General features: G+C 30.9%; 14 protein-coding genes. 7 read left to right on the top strand and 7 right to left on the bottom strand.

The features are described 5' to 3' along the window. The first annotated feature begins 639 nt into the window (after positions 1-639). Positions 640-2016, top strand: a complete 1377-nt coding sequence (locus tag SB717_RS31285; RefSeq protein WP_335539543.1) for a glycosyltransferase — start codon at positions 640-642, stop codon at positions 2014-2016. A gap of 576 nt (positions 2017-2592) precedes the next feature. Here SB717_RS31285 and SB717_RS31280 read toward each other — a convergent pair. Next, positions 2593-2844: a hypothetical protein gene (locus SB717_RS31280; RefSeq protein ID WP_029319701.1), complete on the bottom strand. Its 252-nt coding sequence runs from the start codon at positions 2842-2844 to the stop codon at positions 2593-2595. 580 nt (positions 2845-3424) lie between these two features. Here SB717_RS31280 and SB717_RS31275 point away from each other — a divergent pair. Next, positions 3425-4213 (top strand): hypothetical protein, encoded by a 789-nt coding sequence (locus tag SB717_RS31275; protein ID WP_097812320.1) that lies wholly within the window; start codon positions 3425-3427, stop codon positions 4211-4213. A 2356-nt stretch (positions 4214-6569) separates the two neighbouring features. On the opposite strand, the gene SB717_RS31270 is transcribed toward SB717_RS31275, so the two are convergent. The 3 genes from SB717_RS31270 to SB717_RS31260 form a co-directional block, all read right to left on the bottom strand. Further along, positions 6570-7241 carry a sulfotransferase family 2 domain-containing protein gene (locus tag SB717_RS31270; RefSeq protein WP_074684274.1) on the bottom strand — a complete coding sequence of 224 codons (672 nt, stop codon included), beginning with the start codon at positions 7239-7241 and terminating at the stop codon, positions 6570-6572. A gap of 533 nt (positions 7242-7774) precedes the next feature. Continuing rightward, on the bottom strand, positions 7775-9118 hold the full coding sequence (locus SB717_RS31265) for an FAD-binding oxidoreductase (protein WP_074684273.1): 1344 nt from the start codon (positions 9116-9118) through the stop codon (positions 7775-7777). A 541-nt stretch (positions 9119-9659) separates the two neighbouring features. Then, complete coding sequence (locus SB717_RS31260) at positions 9660-10223, bottom strand: class I SAM-dependent methyltransferase (protein ID WP_410906541.1); 564 nt, start codon at positions 10221-10223, stop codon at positions 9660-9662. A gap of 1149 nt (positions 10224-11372) precedes the next feature. Here SB717_RS31260 and SB717_RS31255 point away from each other — a divergent pair. Next, on the top strand, positions 11373-12293 hold the full coding sequence (locus SB717_RS31255) for a beta-propeller fold lactonase family protein (RefSeq protein ID WP_410906539.1): 921 nt from the start codon (positions 11373-11375) through the stop codon (positions 12291-12293). A gap of 907 nt (positions 12294-13200) precedes the next feature. Here the strand turns inward: SB717_RS31255 and SB717_RS31250 are convergent. After that, complete coding sequence (locus tag SB717_RS31250) at positions 13201-13701, bottom strand: hypothetical protein (RefSeq protein WP_410906537.1); 501 nt, start codon at positions 13699-13701, stop codon at positions 13201-13203. 1397 nt (positions 13702-15098) lie between these two features. Here SB717_RS31250 and SB717_RS31245 point away from each other — a divergent pair. The 3 genes from SB717_RS31245 to SB717_RS31235 all read left to right on the top strand — a co-directional run bounded on the left by SB717_RS31245 (position 15099) and on the right by SB717_RS31235 (position 17349). Then, positions 15099-15575, top strand: a complete 477-nt coding sequence (locus SB717_RS31245; protein WP_016766733.1) for a hypothetical protein — start codon at positions 15099-15101, stop codon at positions 15573-15575. A 444-nt stretch (positions 15576-16019) separates the two neighbouring features. After that, positions 16020-16505 carry a C1q-like domain-containing protein gene (locus tag SB717_RS31240; protein ID WP_074684269.1) on the top strand — a complete coding sequence of 162 codons (486 nt, stop codon included), beginning with the start codon at positions 16020-16022 and terminating at the stop codon, positions 16503-16505. A gap of 346 nt (positions 16506-16851) precedes the next feature. Beyond that, positions 16852-17349 carry a hypothetical protein gene (locus SB717_RS31235; protein ID WP_016766731.1) on the top strand — a complete coding sequence of 166 codons (498 nt, stop codon included), beginning with the start codon at positions 16852-16854 and terminating at the stop codon, positions 17347-17349. A gap of 94 nt (positions 17350-17443) precedes the next feature. Here the strand turns inward: SB717_RS31235 and SB717_RS31230 are convergent, their stop codons facing one another. Beyond that, on the bottom strand, positions 17444-18013 hold the full coding sequence (locus SB717_RS31230; RefSeq protein WP_074684268.1) for a serine/threonine-protein kinase: 570 nt from the start codon (positions 18011-18013) through the stop codon (positions 17444-17446). Positions 18014-18532: 519 nt separating this feature from the next. On the opposite strand from SB717_RS31230, the gene SB717_RS31225 reads away from it, so the two are divergent. Further along, on the top strand, positions 18533-18664 hold the full coding sequence (locus SB717_RS31225) for a hypothetical protein (protein WP_016766729.1): 132 nt from the start codon (positions 18533-18535) through the stop codon (positions 18662-18664). Between the two features lie 698 nt (positions 18665-19362). On the opposite strand, the gene SB717_RS31220 is transcribed toward SB717_RS31225, so the two are convergent. Continuing rightward, the coding region (locus tag SB717_RS31220; protein WP_410906534.1) for a hypothetical protein at positions 19363-19545 on the bottom strand (183 nt) is incomplete at its 5' end.

Below are 19545 nucleotides of genomic sequence, written 5' to 3'. Positions count from 1 at the left end.
GTTTACACAAGTGACAAGGAACTTACCAAGTTCCGCACCTTATAGATATAGATACGACGAGGTTAGATGGGTTCTTTACTTCGGGCAAGATTTGGGGCACATTCCAGCATTATTAAGATTATGAATCTTCTTTTCCTAGCAATGTTTTAAGTCACGTATTGACTCTCTGTTTCCGTATTTCCGCATAAAAACCATGAATCTGTTGTTAGAAACGCAGTTTGGGACGGAGATAGTTTTTGCGTCTAAACTAGTGGCGTAAGCCACAATATATAAAAGCGACTTTTTCTTGCACCATAATAAAGCTTATCGGTAATCACAGATATATAACACTATAGGCAAGTACTTAAGTATTGAATTGAAGGCTTACTTACAGCGGTAGCTCTTTCGGATAATAGAGATTGTTAATTCTTATTTCTGATTATCTTTTCCAAAATTACATAGAAATTGTTAAATAAAAAAGGTGAATTTGAATTTCTTAACATTTTAATCTGGAACAATAATTTTTTAGATGAGGTTCATGGAAGTATTATTACTTCAAAATCCTTTATTCTTTAATCAATTCCCCAACATTTATAACTCATTTTTTGTATTGTACAGGCATTTTTCCACCAATTGAATATTATAAAAAAAAAGGAAAGGATGATTAAAATAGATTTTTATGGTCATTATTACAACCCTCAAAATGGAAAATATTATAAAAAGGGAAAATATTATAGAAAAAAGGGAGAAAATAATCAAAACAAATTAAGAGAAACTAAAAGTGAAATTAATCAAGTCCATAATTTGGACAACAGCTTATATAAGATGAGTATAAAAAATAATCATAACCATCCAATTAAAGTTAGTATAATTATGCCTACCTATAATAAATATAATCAAATCTCCCTTTCCCTTTACGGCCTCTCAAAACAAACGTTTCCCGACTCTGATTATGAGGTTATCTTAGTAGATGATGCTTCTTCTGATAAAACTCGTGATATTTTAAAAGAAATTGACGTCCCATTCAAATTTAAATATATACGTATGAAAAAAAATAAAGGACGTTCCTTTGTACGCAATATAGGAATTAAGCATTCTGAAGGAGATGTTTTAATCTTTTTGGATGGAGAAATGTTAGTGACTCCTCATTTTATTCAAAACCACTATAAACATCACTTGCAAGAAACAAACCTTGTAGTCACGGGAGCCATGCATTATGAAGGAGTCTATACTTTTATTATGCCGGATTATAATGAAGATCAATTTGCACACCTAAAAGATCTAGTGAGAAAAGATCCTAAGTATATGGAAATATATGAAAGTTACGAACGCGCTAGACATAAATCAAAGAAACCTTATCCGCTTGTAACAATAGAAGATATTGATACAGAACGCTTTCAAAGTTTATCATTTTCTAACCGATATTTCCTTAATAGTGGGTTAAAACATTTTGGGGAGAGGCTTAAGGGGTTTACACTTCCTTATATCGCATTTTTAAGTGGAAATGTATCAGTAAGGAAAGAAGAATTAAACAAATCTGGATATTTCGATGAAACCTTTGTTGGTTATGGGGCAGAAGATTGGGAAATTGGATATCGTTTATATAAAAACGGAGCGCAATTTGTTTTAGATCCCTCTACAGTTGCTTATCATCAAGAGCATCCAATATCTAAGAAAAAACTTAAAGAACAATGGGGTAATCATTATCGTTTCGTTAAAAAACATCCAAATATAGACGTTCTTATCTTATCTCTTGAATGGAAAGAACTATCATTTATGCATATGCATCAGACATTAGTTGAATATAATGCACTAGATGAGCGTTTTCCAAATGAATATAATGAATTAAAAAAAGCTTTTCGAACAATGCTTTTTAGAATTATTGAATGTTTAAATAACGAGCAGCCTGTTACAGAACTTTACAAACTTCCTGGCGGATCGGAGGAAAGACTAAAAATTCATCAACAATTTGAAACATTACGTCCTCGGGGATTTGATTATCTTGCAAGTTCCTTCGAACAAATATATCACTTGTAGTCTTTATAAAGCCAGGATTAAAATTAAAAACAAATGATATGAAAGAAAGAAACTACTTTCAAACAGTAGGTTTGTAGAACATAAAATTTTAGTTACCATAATGAATTTTACAGACATGGAAGGCTTATTCGCTGATTAACTGAAGAGGCTTTTGATGTGGGGAAAATGTATTTCCAAAGGAATTAAGGTAAGATTGTATTAACTAGTAAATAAACTCTATTCATTAACTCACTTCAAGTGAATTGTCCAATCAATAAAGTGAAATACATCTAAAGTCTCGTTAGTTAAAAGAAAAACTCCCTACCGTCTAAGGGAGTTTTTTCAATTTAGAGTGTATAAGATATATAAAGTTAGTTTTAGAATGCCATTCAAAAGAACTCTTCGGGAGGTAGACGTCTACCAAGGATTATTTTTTCAGAATATGTCCATTTTGATACATCGTTATCGATGAAAATTTAATGTTCCTTCGGTAGGTGAAATTGGAATTGATCAATAAAACGCGTACATTTTATACATGTGTTATGACCTATGAAAAATGATATGAAAGATATAACTTCAAAAAAATCTTCACCTCTTTCAATCAAACTTTTTTAGGTATTTAATACTTAAAACCTGGTCGATATTAAAATACATGTGCTCAAATTTCCTCTGTTTATCTAAGGATGGATTGTCAGGTACAACTGAAAGGAATCTACCTAAATGTAATTTCTTGTTACCGATTAATTGCTCCTCTATGTCATATATAGATTGTTCATCTTTAATTGTGTAATTTCTTCCATCTGTGGTTTTAATTTCAATAGAAAGTACATCTTTAGTTTTGTCTCCCATTTTTTCATCTCCCTTTTAAACCAGAGAATATCATATTTTATAATCATTAATCTTAATTAACGGTAAGATGGTTCATAAAAGCCTATTTGTACTGGTGAACTAAATTATCGATTTTAAATGTTTAACAACTTTACTATTCATCGTAAGGTAAGGCTATAAATACACTTACTAATTTATCTTCTATCATTTACCTAATTGTTGGAAAAATGTAATTGGAATGACAACATTTACTTAGGGTGTAACAGCGATTTTGACTATTGCGTTTTTAACCCAACCTCTTTTAGTTAATGTAGATGTTCTTATCGTAAACGTATTTAAGATCATCTTGTACATTAATAAGTAATGGGCGCTCTTTGTTAAATGTATATATGAGGTTTCGAAAAACATAGTAAATTTAACTTTTATATACCATGATTGAAAAAATTACTGATTAGAGTTCAGTAGTTTTTTATTATATAGATTATGTCACTGGATTTTAGCTTTGAAAATTTTTATTTTATCCCTATTAGTGGATAAGTATACAAGCAAATTAGCCGTAGTTTCATAGCTTATATTAACGATATAAAAGGAAGTGCATCAATTGAATAATAGAAAGTCAAAAAAAAAAACAAATACGGTTTTCCAGTCTAGTCAAATATTAAAAATTGGGCCCGATCAACAATACCAAAATAACCTTCAAGTTAATGTTTATGGTATCTTTACTGCAGGCTCTAAACCTAGTGATTTTAATGGACGGCAAAAAAGATTTAATCGAGACATCAATTTGGCGAATCAGATATGGAATGGCGGAGGAATGTGTAATATAAATTTTATTCCACAACCTATATTTGAAGTGAAAACAATAATAGATGTGACCAATTTAGGTTTTCAAGCAGCAATGGAGGGTCCGGTTAAAGGTTTAATTAAGAAAGTTAAACATAAGATTGGCAATCCAATTGGGATATATGTTGTTTATACGAGTGGGAATGATTTTGCAGTTTCTTCAGGTAGTACTAGCCCTATAGGTGCAGGAGGAGTCATAATTGAGGATTTTAGAATCAAAGATGATATACCTGAATTTACACTCTTTGGCTCTATTGCATTGAGCAATAGAGCTTTAAATGCCCCTTTTACATTTGCACATGAAGCAGGACATGTTTTATTGACTGAACTTGATAAACAACCTTTTAATAATATATTTAAATTTAATGCTATAGATCCTACGGGGCCTTTTATTAATCCTGTAACGGGAAATAGTGATACGGCTCACAGTAACCTTGTAGGCAATCTCATGGCTCCTATACTTCCTAACATCATTCCAACTATTGATCCCTTACAATTAAAAAAAGCTAGAATGAGTAGAATATTTCAAAATGCAATAATAAAATGATAAATAGATTATCATTCATTTGAAAATGCCATTAGGTAATGGTATTAAAGCCAATGGGAATAATAAAATCATTTACAAGATCTCATAATGCTATTATATTTACTTTGTAAAATATTATATTAGTGCGTTATCAGTTAATATATTAGTTGTTATCAAAAATAAAAGCCTTAATAATCTTTGGCTTTAGCGACTTCTGGTATCTGGATATACCCAAACTTTTTTGATTGGAATGTATATTATATAAGAGTTTGAGCAAGTTACTTCAGAAACTATAAAGGGTCGCTCTTACTAGATGATTTGGTATAATAGAAAAAACTACTGATTGGGCGGCATCAGTAGTTTTTTCTATTTTTTAGCTGTAGACGGGCTGTATTATTGGTTCATGTCATGACCTGTCTTGATAATAATTAAAACCTTCAAGGTAAACAAAATAATTTATGGCTTCTTAGAACCGGATAACAAAATGGCTCTTGAACTAAAGTAACAATTCATAAAAACCAAGTTCTTTCTCATAGTACTATGCAAAATAACTTTCATTAAATTAATGGTTACATTAATCAATTCTTCAACTTCCTCTCTATATTCACAGGGGTAAAACGATAATGATATTTATAATAATTTGATTTACTTTTACTTTATATGTTTAATTCATCTTTTTATTCATAAAACATTCAAATAAAGGTCTTAACTATTAGATTCTCAAATGGCTTTTTAGTTCTTAAAACTTAAAAGTTCATTCCGTAGTGAATACAAAGTTGATTTACATAACAATAATTATTAGAAATAACATGGAGAAATTATAAACTTTAGACATCACTAAAATGTAAATAGTCATTTTCAAATTTATTGTTTATATATTATTGATTCAACACGTTTCTGCGACGATCAATCCTGGATTTTTTGTATAAAAACCAGGATTTTATGTTTTTAAATCATACTAAATAAAGGAGATACACAAGTTCTCTCGAGTTTGTGTAGATGAAATTTTATTATATGGAAAGCACAAAGATAACATATCTAGAAGGCTCTTTCCCTTTTGCTAAATCATCTAAATTCTTCACAGCAACCGGACGAACATTTCTCACTTTAATCTCTATCTTTATTCTCTTTTTCAGTGTTTTTCTACTTCAATATAAAAAAGTAAAAAACATCTTGAAGAGCATAAGGAGTTTTTGCTATCACAGGGTGTGATAGGCTAGGCAAAGCCTAGCAAAACCGTGATATCAAAGGAAGTCGCTAAATGTCCCCTTTACGTCCCCTTTTTTTGATGTACGTCCCTTTTACGTCCCCCTTTAAAATCTCAATGTCTCCTTTATGTCCCCTTTTTTTGAAGCAATGTCCCTTTTGCGTCCCCCTCACAGGTGACTTAATGTATATATTCTGTTGATGTTAAGCCCCTTCAAAGGTCACATGAGTTTATTAAGATTGAAGAAATTTTCTTGGTGATTCATATGCTAAATTCTGAAGTTTTCCAACAGCTTACTTCATAGAGGATACACCTAATTTGCGTATGATATGTTGTCTTTGTGATCTAATTGTGGTTTCTTCTTTAGACAGTATCAACTGCATATCTCGTCCTGAATATCTATCTACAGCAAACTCAAAAACTTGCGATTCGGCGATTGTAAATTGATTTAAAAATATTTTTCCTTTAAGAATTTTGCATTCCTCTTCTACATTTTTTACTCAAGAAACCCTCCCAATGTATTCAATTTCCCTTAAAGTTTTTCATTTTGATTCACAATAAGATCCTTCTATTTTTTGAGGGCAACCGCTGTTATAATAAAGTCTATCAATACTTTAATTTCTACATGGGGTGCTTCCTATCCAGAGGAAGTACCCTTTCTTTGTTTACTTTTCTTCCTTTCTTTACATGTTTTTTTAAAATCGCTTTCGTTTATTTCATAATGTTTGTACGGTTTTCAAGAGCTGAAAAACGTAATTCCTTATGTAGCTTTTCTGAAATGTCAGAAGTAAGACGACGATTTCCTTCTCCAATTTTAATCATATACTCTTTCTTCCAGACAACGTATTTAATTTGCAATGCTACTTATAATTTTGTCTCAAAAGGTATGATCTTCATTTTAGAAAGTAAAAAAGCCATGTTCTAAAAAAAGAACATGGCTAAAGAAAATGAAAAGGTGGTAATACATCATATAGGCTTTTTAAATAATATCGTATTAGACAATAATCTAATTATAATAAATAAAATTAGACTTCTAGAGCAAACTACTTGAGATGCAACAATGCATCAACCTATGTGATAATTCTTGTAGCAGAAAAACTCCCTACGGAAATAGGGAGTTTTCCTGTTTTTTATTCCTGCATCTTCAAATAAATATATGGGAATTTATTTTTAAAGATCCTTTAATTGTCTAATAAAATTAGATTTTATATATTCAAATAGCTCTATATCTAACTCATTATTTTTTTCTATTTTCTTTATTATTGCAGTTGATACTTCACTGAGTCGAGGGCGGGATTTTGTAACATTCTTCTTCACGTATACAATATTATTCCAATTGAATTTATTCTTTAGCAATAGAAGTGATTCATTAAACAGTTCTGTTATTCCAACTAATTCAAATACTCCTAGATTTTCTTTTGCTTTTTCTAAACTCAATTGAGAGTTTAACCCACAAATTTGATGAATTTGTCCATTCTTAGCTTGTGGATCCCAATCGATGTATTCTTCAAAGGACATATTTTTCATATTTTCCTCATAATAACCCGGATATGTTTTTAAAAAATAATATAACGATATCACACGTTCAATAGGATTACGCATCATAGTAAAGTAAGTGTAGGGTTTAGAAAAAAGATCATGTATTCCATAAAAATGGTGACCAGATACTGCTTTGATTACTTTTTTATTTTCTTCTTTTAACTGATTAAAATGCTCATTCATTACTTCCACGGGGACATGATCATATATCTCATTCTCAGCATAAGATCTTTTGAAAATTTCATTTAATGTGGTTCCTCCAGTTTTAGGAATGTGTATAAAGATAATAAGCTTTTTCCCCATTCGAAAATTTATCTCCTCTCTTAAAAATCCTTTAATTCTTATTTTCCAAATGTAAAGAGAAAAATTCCCTTTTAGAAATTATGTAACAAGCATAGTCATAAATTAATAGAATCAAAATTCCTTGCAAGCAATGATTTCAAGGGTTTTTAATTAAGTGTTGAAAGTAACACATACCATTTCCACATGATTTTCTTAATTTTTAGTGTATTCCCCCTTTTTCCTTTTTGGAACTTGAAAAATTAAAGAATAAACTCTAACACCTTGAGCAAACTACTCAAGGCGCCGTAAGATGTTAAGTACAACTGTTTATGGTATTTACAAGAAAAATTGCCTTACTGCTACATGGAGGAGTTTTTACTTCTAAACTAGTAGCATGAACCACACCATATAAAGGTGACTTCTTTTCGCACCATGATCAACATCATAGGAAGTTACTATATATATAACATGTTCCGTTAGTATATATTACTAATTATTACCAACTTTCAAGTTTAATCTAAATAGTTATAAAATGATAAATGTAAAAGATAGACTTAAAATTTAGGACGTATACTTTGTGGAAAACGAAATACATTTTCAGGATCATATTTCGCCTTTATTTTTCGTAGCCTTTCATAGTTTGAGCCATAATATGCTTTTCCATATTTTTTGATGTTTTGATCTGGAACATTCACATATGAGCCTGTTACATATGGTTTCAACTGTTGGCGTACTTTTTCAACTGATGCAAGATTCGCATCTTTTTGTGATTTATTTTCCCAACTAGCAGTCCATTCCGTATAAAACAATGGATCGCGCCAAAAGAAGGCTGTTTTGTTGCTTGGTACTCTGCTTAGAACACCGCCCCAATTTATAAAAAAGAAATTGGCTTCCGTCCCAGTGGCCTCTTCCAAAAATTGTTTCATTATTGAAATAGGTTCTTTCGACCAAAGATCCAATACCCATGCCGAAGAGAATTTAACACTCTGATCAGATCTACCAGGGATTGGTTCGTCAGGGTCTAAGAAATCTATAGCATCTGGATAAGCCAATGTCTCTATAGTTGTTTCTTTTGGGGTTCCAGCATTTAGTAAAGGCTTTAATAATCTCGTTAGCTCACTTTCTGAACCTAAGAAGATTCCCTCTGCATGGCACAGTCCATTTACTTTGCTATAAATCTCAAGTAAACACCCTAATCGTTCGTCTACAAACGGCGCCCATTGTTGCCAAGTCCTAAATACAGTTTCTAGTTGTTCCCATGGCCAGATAATATTAAAGACTGTTGCTGTCTTAGGTGCCTGATGAACTTTAAAGGTGTATTCTGTATTATATCCAAAATTACCGCCACCGCCACCTTTAGAGGCCCATAGCAAATCCTCATTACTAGATTGATCTGCTTGAATAATTTTACCTTTTGCATCTACCATTTTCAATCCGATAAGGTTATCGCTTACAAGGCCAATCGATCGTGACAGTACTCCAAACCCACCACCCATTGTTATTCCTCCAATTCCAACGGTTGGGCTATCTCCAAACGGAGCCATAAAACCTTCTCGCGCTAATCCTTTTACAAGTGGGCCGACGTGAATTCCTGTTTGAACCGTTGCAATCGCATTTTTCCTATCTAAGGAAACTTTTTGCATTTCACTCACATCAATAACAACACCACCTTTTACTACTGAAAGGTTCTTATCTAGAGCATGGCGCCCACTTCTGACGCGCATGGGCACTTCATTCTCACGAGCCCATTTAATAGCGTTGCTTACATCTTGAGAATTCTGTGCGAAAACAAAGACAAGGGGAGAGACATCAACATAAGGGTTCCAATTCTTAATGGCTTCTTCATAGCCAGGGTCTCCTTTGAAGATTACTAGTCCTGTTAACTGTATTGATCCCATCTACTCAACTCCTAATTTTAATAATAAAAATGTAATTATAAATTTTATGTAATATAAATAATAAAATATGCAATTTAACTTGATGATAATGGAAGATATATTAATAAAAGCTAATGTTTTGAGTAAACTACTCAAAGCAATTAGGGTTATCAATAAACACATAGTTTTTGCTGGTTTAGACTGTATATGATATACAAACTTAGTTAACACGGAAGTCTAAGAAAAAGAGAACCTTGATATACCAAAGGTTCTCTGCGTGTCACTTTTTCCAATATGCAGCTTCCTACACAGCCTTGATATAACAATGATTTCTCTACAAGTGAATGAAAATAAGGTGTATAAAAAGCGTACATTTTATACATATGCAGCTAAGGTAAAATGTAGTCTTGGTGGTGAAAACACGGTTTCATTAATTCGAAGTTATCTTTTCATTGCTTATTATACGTATGAAACGTGATAAAAAGCTACCTCAGTCTAGAGTGACCCCAATTAGAATCAACTTAAAGTTACTTTTTAATGAATAGATAGAAAACTATTATTTTTAAACCATTAGAAATTCAATAAAAGGACGTGTTTGTAATTCTTTTTCCGTTACTCTTGTAGGTTTAATGGCCCGTAATTCTACAACCATTTCACTTACAACATTTCGCTTTCTCATCACGTCCTCGTATATTTCGTGAAATGATTTTTTCTTATATACTGCTTGACTAACAAATAAAGAGATTTTTTCCGTTTTCCAATCACCCTTGTATCCATAATCTGCTCTCCAATAATAAGGTTGTGAAAAACAAGCAAAAGAATCTATAAAGTATGGTTTCACCACATATTTATCATCACTTAATCCATATTGAAGGCGAAAAACCGCTTTTGAATCATTTTTTGCTATTCTGTGAAGTTCCTGCATTAGAGGGAGTGTAAAGTGGATATGTTCAATTAGATGACTTGCATAAAATTCATCTATGCTATTGTCTTCAAAAGGAAGAGGGATTTCTGAACACATTTCCAGGTCAGCTACAATGTCCACTCCTTGTCCTTTTACGATATTTAGATTTATCCACTCTTTTAGAATAGTTTTCCCACAACCCAGATGAAGTTTTTCCTTCATTAATATTTCCTCCTTTTTTGAGTCAGTGCCTTCTTAGGAATTGTCTATTTTTCTTTATAAATATTTCTCTTGTAGAAGTTACCACAGGAGTTAGTCTCAGTTTAATAGAATGTCATTTAAAATTAATAAAAAAATTAATTGATAAAATCAAAATCTTTTATTGTAACACTCCATAATGGCTTCTTCAGGAAATAGGCATCTTATATGGAATCAGCACTCGTCCACCCCCTTCTTACTAATTTACATATTATAAGTTAAGCAATTCTATTTCAGTATTCTCCTAATTTTCTAACAGAAGGTTTGAATGTCTGTCTGTTCAAGAAAAAACTACCTTAATTCTCCCATAAGATAGTTTTTCTTTTCGTATAATCACAATTATGAAAAAAAGCCCTTAGAAATGTTTGTTCTAGGGACTTTTTGATTTATAAAGATTAGAATGATGCAAAAATATGAGTATTAAAAGTTAATTATTCCATCACCAAAAGAACTATTCTTAATACACTATATGTTTTCATTCTCAATCAGGTAACTTGCCTAAGCTGAATATTTTCTATTATTGGAGAAAAGTACTCGAGATGGTTCACATTATTACTCTGTATAAACCTCCGTCTAAACAGAAATAAACACTGTTCAGGAGCAGTAGTTTTTTATGTTAGACTGTATAGTTTATTCATTTTTAGTTATCTGGGTTTTATGGGAGGCATAAAAAAGGAAACTCACTGCTCGCTTCATGAAAGCAATAATATTCCTTTAGACCTAATTTAGTAAATTTATTACATGAAAAATAATTATCTTTCTAAGTTGTCCAATCACTTTTAATTAATTGATCATTTTATATAATAAGGACGCAGAAAAGGGAGGGAATAACCATCATACATCCCGATAACGAAAAGTTACTTGAAGTATTAGGTTATGTTAACAAGGCCCTTATTAACATTAACAAAGCGATAGATGATTTCGAAAAACAAAAAGATTTTGAAAGGGTATATGAACTTAAAACAGTAAAAGTCAATCTTGAAATATCAAAGAAAGTAATAATGTATGGACTATTTCATAATTAACTTTAATTTATAATATAAAAGGTTTTCACGACAATTTGGACATAAAGCTATGTAAGTTTTCTTATTAATGAAGAAAGGGAGAATTCAATTGATAACAACACCTTCGATTATTTATAGTGTTCTTGCTTATGTTGCAAATCCTGGAAATAACACAGTTTCAATAATCGATATAGAAACTAATTTAATGACTTATAACATTTTAGTTAGAAGCATCCCATACAGACTGGCTATTACACCAGATGGAATGCGAATTTATGTTGCAAATTATGGAGATCTTACAATCTCAGTAATTGATACGATCGCTAATGCAGTGACTGCTACTATTTTCACTGAAGGCAATCCATCCGGACTAGCTATTACACCAGATGGAACACGTATTTATGTTACAAATGAGGATAATAATACGATTTTGGTAATTGATATTGCTACAAATACAGTAATCGCCACAGTTTATGTTGGCACCACCCCTAATGAGGTGGCTATTACACGAGATGGAAAATACGCTTACGTTACAAATGCGGGTAGCGATAATGTATCGGTCATTAATACAAATACAAATACAGTAATTTCTACTATTTCCGTTGGCTATAAACCATCTGGAGTAGCTATTACACCAGACGGGAACCATGCTTATGTTACAAATAAGTTCAGTGACAATGTATCGGTAATTGATACAGCTATAAATACAGTAATTTCTACTATTTTCGTTGGTTATAAACCATCTGGAATAGCCATTACACCAGACGGGATATATGCTTATGTTACAAATGCGGGTAGTAATAATATATCAGTTATTAATACAGCTAAAAATACGGTAACAGCTACTGTTTTCGTTGGGGATGCTCCATCTGGAATAGCTATTACACCGGATGGAACCCATGTTTATGTTACAAATGAGTTTAGTGACAATGTATCGGTTATTAATACAGCTACGAACACAGTGACCTCTACTACTGATATCAAAAGTAACTCTTTTCCCATTAGAATATTAATTAAAAATGGTATGTAATGAAATTTATTAGCCACGAGAATTAATTAACATACTGAGCTTTATTAGAAATAATCAGAAAACAATATTAAGCGTACTATATTGACGAAGAAACATTTATTTTAAAAATGCATTGACTGATACAGTATCGGTGTCTCTCTTGTATCCGTATAAAAGGACTAAACAAATATGAATTCTCTATTTAGAATAATAATAACTGTGCAAGGCTTCAATCGTGGAGGTGAAAATAAGTGAAGAAAGAAAAAGCTAATTTAGAACTGGTCGTTTTCCTTGTACAGTAATGTAGCCCCTAGTCTTTTCTAAGTTACGTAATCGTTGTTAATAAAAGGAGTAAAAGGTTAACTAAGAACTATTCCCCAGCGAGGATTCCTGTATTCGACACTGGCTTGGTTAAGCTGTACATAATCCCCTCCTCCCTAAAAGAAGGATTTAAAACCCATTGGCTTTCCCACTGGATTGGAAACCTCTTCAGGATTCCCGTTCAAAAATAAAAATGAGCCACTGAATGGGATCAGTAGCTTTCTTAGTTATTATATATAGATTTAGTTAACAAGAAATATTTTGGATTATTTTCTACAACCGGAACCATGCTCATTATCTATATAGTGTCTACAACCACAGCGATGATTATCAATCCCCTTGTGTCTACAAAACACAGACTTATTCCACTCGTAAAATATATCCCTCTTTAACCAGTAAGGGCATTGTATAAGTTACAATAAAATTAGCTAATACTAAAAGCATAGAGTAAAAAAGGAGGCTCTTAGTATCAGCCAACTAATAAAATTTTATAAAGAATAGGCAACTATCTAAAAAAGAACTAGTTATTAAACTAGCTCTTGATATGCCAATTTAATTGCTAATTTCAAAATTATTGTAAATGCAATTTAAATATTTGAAATTTTCATTAACCAATCCGATTTATAGTAAGAGAAGAACTGCCCACAATAACTGAATCACCAACTTTATGAATTCGAACATCAATTACATCATTAGCTAAAAGATCTAATTGAATAGTTTTACTTACAGTGGCTAAAGCTAGTGTATTACTCGTTACAGTTAAACTTACCGCAGAAAAATTTAATGGAACATCATTAACAAAAAGAAACCCCCTAGCAAGGTCTGTTGGATTAATTCCAAGAGTTAAACTCATAGATATTTCGTAAACCCCCGATTCATTAATTGTTATTGTATCATTAACTATACTTAATGTTACATTAGCAGAAGGACCCACGAAGTCATAATCAACTTTTGTTTCATCAACATCTATAACTTGTCCAGATTCTTTACGTAAAGAACCAAAAGCGGGTAATACACTTGACCCTGAAGGCCTTGATGTTGTGCAATAACAGGAGTTCGAAGTGCAATTGGAGCAACAATAACATTGTTTTTTTCGACATGAAGACAAAAAACTCCCCTCCTTTATTTAACTCATACTATAGCTATATTAAAAATATATTAATTTTGCTTGTATGCCTGTCTAGAATACTCCATATAATTTTTTGTTCTCAAGAGAGAAGCTGTTGAAATTATTTTTAATAGCTTTTTCCATATACGAATAGGACTTTGTTTACTAAGGATTTGTTTCTTTCATTTATTAACATTACTGTCATCATCTTCGCGACCATGATCTCCACCACCGTAACCATTGCCAGCGCCACCATCTACGAAAAATCATGTGTTTTCACTCCTATATGTTTATACCTTTAAAATATGTACAAGGGATGAAAGTGTTCATTTTGAAGTTAGAAAAACTTCTAAAGGCGTTTTTGAGCATCATCAGCCAATTACGTTTCATTGAAAGAAAAAAGCCACTGACTAGGTTCAGTGACTTTTTTCTTTTGTTTATGGATGGACGCTTCCTTGGGTTTTAGGGACACAATACCATCATTCTCATAAAGAGTTTGCTATCTGTTAAGAGTTCTTCTAGATTTGGTATTCAAAACGTTGAACAACAATGCATATCTTTCTGATTTGTCGCCATTAAATTTCTGGTTTTCGAAAAGGTGTTTCCTCTCAAATACGCAGCTTTTTATCTATCGTAGATTCGATAATATTCTAGGGGTGTTTGAATGAAGGATGTATAAAAAAGTGCATCTTTTATAAACATGTTAGCCTAAGAAAATAGTACTAATAAAAAAATAGGATATTATCTCTAGTTATACATTATTTCCTTAAAAGCATTTTATAATTACTTAGTCGTTAAAAAACGATTCCTAGGTAATTGGGGGTTCCAGTAAAACACAGAATTTTGTTTCTAGATTATATTTTATTTTTCTTGGATTACTTTATAACTACTTATAAAACGCATCAATAAAATGATAAAAAACTTATAAATTCTAATTTTTTTATCACTTATATTTATATATAAATGTTTTTTACTTGATATATGTCATCAAAAACAATGTTAAAAACATTAATTTGTGATAAGTAAATAATAAAATATCTATAAAAAATTAATAGTTTTAACATTTACTCTAAATGACGACAAATTAGAGATTTTTCTACAAATAAAGTAATAATTAAAATAAATTTATAAAAAGTAACTTTTATAATATTTATATAAAAATAAGAACTTTATAAATATATCTTAATAAAAGTTAATTATTAAATTTTATTAAGCAATAGAATAATATTTAATGTGATTTCTTGAAAAACTATCTATTGGTTTCTATTATCATATCCATAGTTATTAGAAAATCATCTACGAATACAGGACGTATACAAAATGTATTTGAATAGATGGCAGGAACATGAGGATGAAGTGCTGAATATGTATACAAATTGTATACACGAGGTGATAAGGTGGGAAAGCTAGATAAGTATGCTCGTCAATCAAGATCAAAAGAAGCAAGCAAAGTGTTACCGATTCGATTGCCAGAAAGTATATATGAGCAATTTCGAGAGCGTTGTGAAGAGTTAGGTCTATCAATGTCGGAAGCTGGATATTTACTCATCAGGGAAGAGTTAGAAGAGAATCTATACACAATGACTACAAACGAAGTTGCTGCAACTACAGGACGAATACAAAAATCTATACAAGATGAGAATACACCGTATATAAAAAAAACTACAAATAGCTCTTCTACTTTTTCTAGTCGCTGGACGTCAGCTCATTATGAGGTTGAAAATGAACTACCTTGTCCTTTATGCTACCAATGGTACAGTAAAACTAACTTTGCTCGTCATGCCAAGAACCATAATACAACTACAAAAGAGCTCTTAGAAAATAACAAAGAATTTATTTTTCAAATGATAAAAGAACGTAAACACAATGCGTAACAATAACGTAAGAGGGTTTTTGCATATGCATACCCTCTTGCTCGAAAGTAAAGTGGAAGAACGGATTTATTCCTTATAACATAAGTAGTTATGAAGATATAGAAGAATTTCGAAAGCAGGGTATACTTGTTTTTTCTTACTTAGGGGGTTAAAAAGTAAGTTATTTATTGAATTCACAGAAATTTAGCATAACTGGACAAGCACAAAAAGAAAGGAATTTTGTATATATAATAAATTAGAAGGAATCCAATTGAGGTCTATTTTTTACATTTAACAATTGATATTGGTAACAACGTTTATCATAGCTTGATGGGTTTGCTATTGCAGAGAATGCTAAGAAAAGAGTATCAAATTAGTATTTTTGCCTATAGTAGGCTAAGAATACTAACCCTTTTTCTATAAAGGAATAAACTATATAAAAATACAGGAAACGGGGTTTATGAAATGAAAAATTATTATATTCCTCCTAATTATGAGGGAGTATATAGACCGTATGTTAACAATGTAAGAGCAGGAGCTTCTGCTTTTAGAGCTATTAATAATGTAGATATTCCTCTCCAGGCTAACAGTGCTAACAAGGTTCGTTTTCAAACTGAACAATATGATTTGGCAAATGAATATGATCTAAATACCTCTACTTTTGTCCCGAGAGAAAGTGGAGTATATTCCCTTTCATCCTCAGTTAAATTTAACCCTTTTAATAGTAGCCCATATAACTTAGATATAGTTTTTCTCATAACCAACAAGGGAGAAACTGAAGGAAGAGATAATGAAGCTTTTGCAGCAAAAAGACCAGGAATTATAACAGCAAGTGAAACCTTTTGGTTAAATGCGGGAGATCAGGTTGTAGTAGGGATGAGAAGTAGCATTGCTGGCATGATACAAGGGGACGGCAGTACAACTTTTTCAGCAGTCAAAGTATTTCCCTAAACAATATGAATGTTAGTTTAAGCTTAATTTTATTTGACCTATTATCTCCGAGTAAACCTTCTTTCCCCTATATAAAAACGTCTTTAAATTGATGAATAGAATAATTTCTATACTACTTATACATTTCTTTGAACTGTTCAAGCTTGTTAATTTTACCTTTCCCCCTTATATAATTGCCTTGTAAGTTATTAAACCTTTTTTAAATAATTCATACTAAATGAGAAAGTTTAATTTTAAGATCTATGTAGAACTCAACGCAGATGTATTAATACTTTCATTAGCTTAAGAGGAAAATATCTTTTAAATATATCATATAGTCAAACTTTTAGAGAAAAGAGGAGGAAAAGTGGTAAGTGCTATTTTGCGTGATGAAGATATAAAGTCCATTAATTTATGGATAACGAAGATGAGGCAGTATAAAACACAAGATACGGAGTGGATGACTAAAGCCGCAGTAAGGACCTTAAAATTAGATTATAAAATAATTGGATATGGATACGAGCGGGTCACTTATGATCTTCAAAATGGATATGTATTAAAAGTTGCCACGTCAGAGTTAGGACTTAAAAGTAATAAAAATGAATTTATAATATATAAGTACTGTCATGCTAAGTTAAAAGAACATCTGTGTCCGGTTAAGGAAGTCGGATATGGATGGATTATAATGAAAAAAATGACAATCTCAGTACCTAGAACTGAAGAGTATGATAACCAATTAAAGTATTTAAAAAAGAGGTTTAGACAATATGGAGTAAGACCTAAAGATTTAGTAAGACCTAATTTAGCTTTAACAAAGAAAGGGAAGATTGTCTTTATTGATTATGGGGACTTTACATTAAAGTGAAAAGGATATCCTATAAAATTAAAAGATTAATATTAGCTTTTGTTTTTATGGATTATCCTTTCACTACTATCTGCATAATGAAATAATGATATCTTTACTTATATTTTTTCCATTGATCATAGACGGATGGACGAATTTCTCTTACGAATTTCAAAAACTCATCTGTTAACCCTAGTTTTTTTAATCCTTTTAATAATTTAACAGGTACAGGTTGGTCAGAAGTAAAAGCCCTTTTATGATCGATAACTTTCAAATCCCCTAACTCGTTGATTAACACATGGCGTATTTCTGCATCATATCTTGTGAACCCTAATTTTTTTAGTTCATCCAACATGTTTAAAATCTTCTCAACTAGAGGCTTCGTTAACTGTCCATGCTTTTTTAGGTATCGTGCGAGTGAGAATCCTTTTATATATTCCATAACTATAAAGTTTGCGCCATATTGATAAAGACGTGGCATTACTGGGGATGATTGGCCTCTTCGCAGTGCTTCCAATTCTCTTTGTTGTGTTTCTTCTTTAAAAAAAAATTTAATACACCGATCAGATGTTAGTTGATAAACTATACCATCTGCTCCGTCCCCGATTATTTCATATTCTTTTAAGTCTTCCTTTCGAATAACCTTATTGTGTTTATGACTAATTGTTGGTGAAAAATCTTTCAAATCTATTCCTCCTAAAAATGAAGAATCATGTTTTCAAAATCTGAGCTGATGATTTCTTCATTGTTATTACTATTAGGTAACTTAAATGTTAATTACTTGAACCTTCTACTTATAAATGTATAAAAGATTCATTAATTTACTTAAGTTAGCATTTAGACGAGTATCTTATTACTCTTTTTCTATTGAACTTCAGGATATATTCTCCGAGTGAGAAGTGAATTTTGTTATTTTCTCATATTTTATATCTTATTCTTGGATTAATAAGATGCTTGGATTCTTGTCCGTTAATTAGAAAATATATTTTGTAGTGTAAATTAATAATTCTAGCTGATGTTAATTGTCTTGATAATCTGTTGACTTATAATTTGTTATTTGGTGTTATTAAAGAAATTCCTAAATATTTATTTTTTAAATGTTATTTTAAATCAGAATTTTTTTGAAAATATGGTACAAGTACCCTTTCCAATTGCTTGTTTTTACATATAATATTATTAAAATTGGAAGAGAGGTGCTATTATTATGGGTTACAAAGAATACTGGGACGAGGAAAAGAATTCAGAGGAAGTTTCTTCTAAAAAGAAAAAAAAGAAAAGTGAGCACAAAGGTTCTGGTGCAACGGTAAGAATTATTAGTCTTTGGAAAAAAGGATAATATTTATATTCATCTATCTTTTTTTATGTAACTAATAATAGAAGCTACATAACCATTCTTTCAAGCCTAATGAAGGAATGGTTATGTAATTTTATCTGGAATATATTTGATAATAAAAGTTATTATTTACAAAAAAGGAATAAAACAGTAGGGATTACTTTAAAACTTAAAGATACTACTGATTGTTAAAATATTAAATCCTTAAGGTTTGGATTCTCACGAATACTAAAGAAAAGCTTAGAAACCAAGAGACATATTATGAGTAACTAATCAATCTTTTAATCGACTTAAATAAAAAGGTTAGGTGTAATCCTATTACACTAACTATACACAAACTATACACAAACTGATTTTCTAATAAAAATCCCTACATAACTTACCAAAGCACAAAACATTACTGTAATTAAAGACATACATACTTAGGGTCTATTTTACAAACTGCTATGTTACTAGAGGAACTAGTAAAGTTTCATAAGACTATTTTTAGGAAACGTTATATGGTATTGCTGCTAACTTATTGAAGCTATAAAAAGATTGCTTCTTTACATTTTTGAGACAAATTAGGTGAGTCAAACATCAATGAATATGTATAATACTTAGGTGGAAAATATCCCTTTATTAATCGTGAATTGTGATTAAAAAGGGATATTTATTTAGAAATTTAATTAAATTTTATTTGATAATTAAAAAAGGATTATTTACGGATACATTGTATCGTAATCTGTGCTTTTATATTTACATTTATCCTTTTTTTGCTTGTACTCGTCTTTTTCTTTATATTTATCTTTTTTGTCTTTAGACTCGTATTTGTCTTTTTTGTACTTGTACTCGTCTTTTTCTTTATATTTATCTTTTTTGTCTTTAGACTCATATTTGTCTTT

This window comes from Priestia sp. SIMBA_032, assembly GCF_046535215.1.
Taxonomy (GTDB): Bacteria; Bacillota; Bacilli; order Bacillales; family Bacillaceae_H; genus Priestia; species Priestia aryabhattai.
This window is presented reverse-complemented; position numbering and strand designations above follow the sequence as displayed.

Coding starts and splice junctions, on each gene's coding strand:
- SB717_RS31285 (WP_335539543.1), top strand. CDS start 640: ATGATTAAAATAGATTTTTATGGTCATTATTACAACCCTCAAAATGGA.
- SB717_RS31280 (WP_029319701.1), bottom strand. CDS start 2,844: ATGGGAGACAAAACTAAAGATGTACTTTCTATTGAAATTAAAACCACA.
- SB717_RS31270 (WP_074684274.1), bottom strand. CDS start 7,241: ATGGGGAAAAAGCTTATTATCTTTATACACATTCCTAAAACTGGAGGA.
- SB717_RS31265 (WP_074684273.1), bottom strand. CDS start 9,118: ATGGGATCAATACAGTTAACAGGACTAGTAATCTTCAAAGGAGACCCT.
- SB717_RS31260 (WP_410906541.1), bottom strand. CDS start 10,223: ATGAAGGAAAAACTTCATCTGGGTTGTGGGAAAACTATTCTAAAAGAG.
- SB717_RS31240 (WP_074684269.1), top strand. CDS start 16,020: ATGAAAAATTATTATATTCCTCCTAATTATGAGGGAGTATATAGACCG.
- SB717_RS31225 (WP_016766729.1), top strand. CDS start 18,533: ATGGGTTACAAAGAATACTGGGACGAGGAAAAGAATTCAGAGGAAGTT.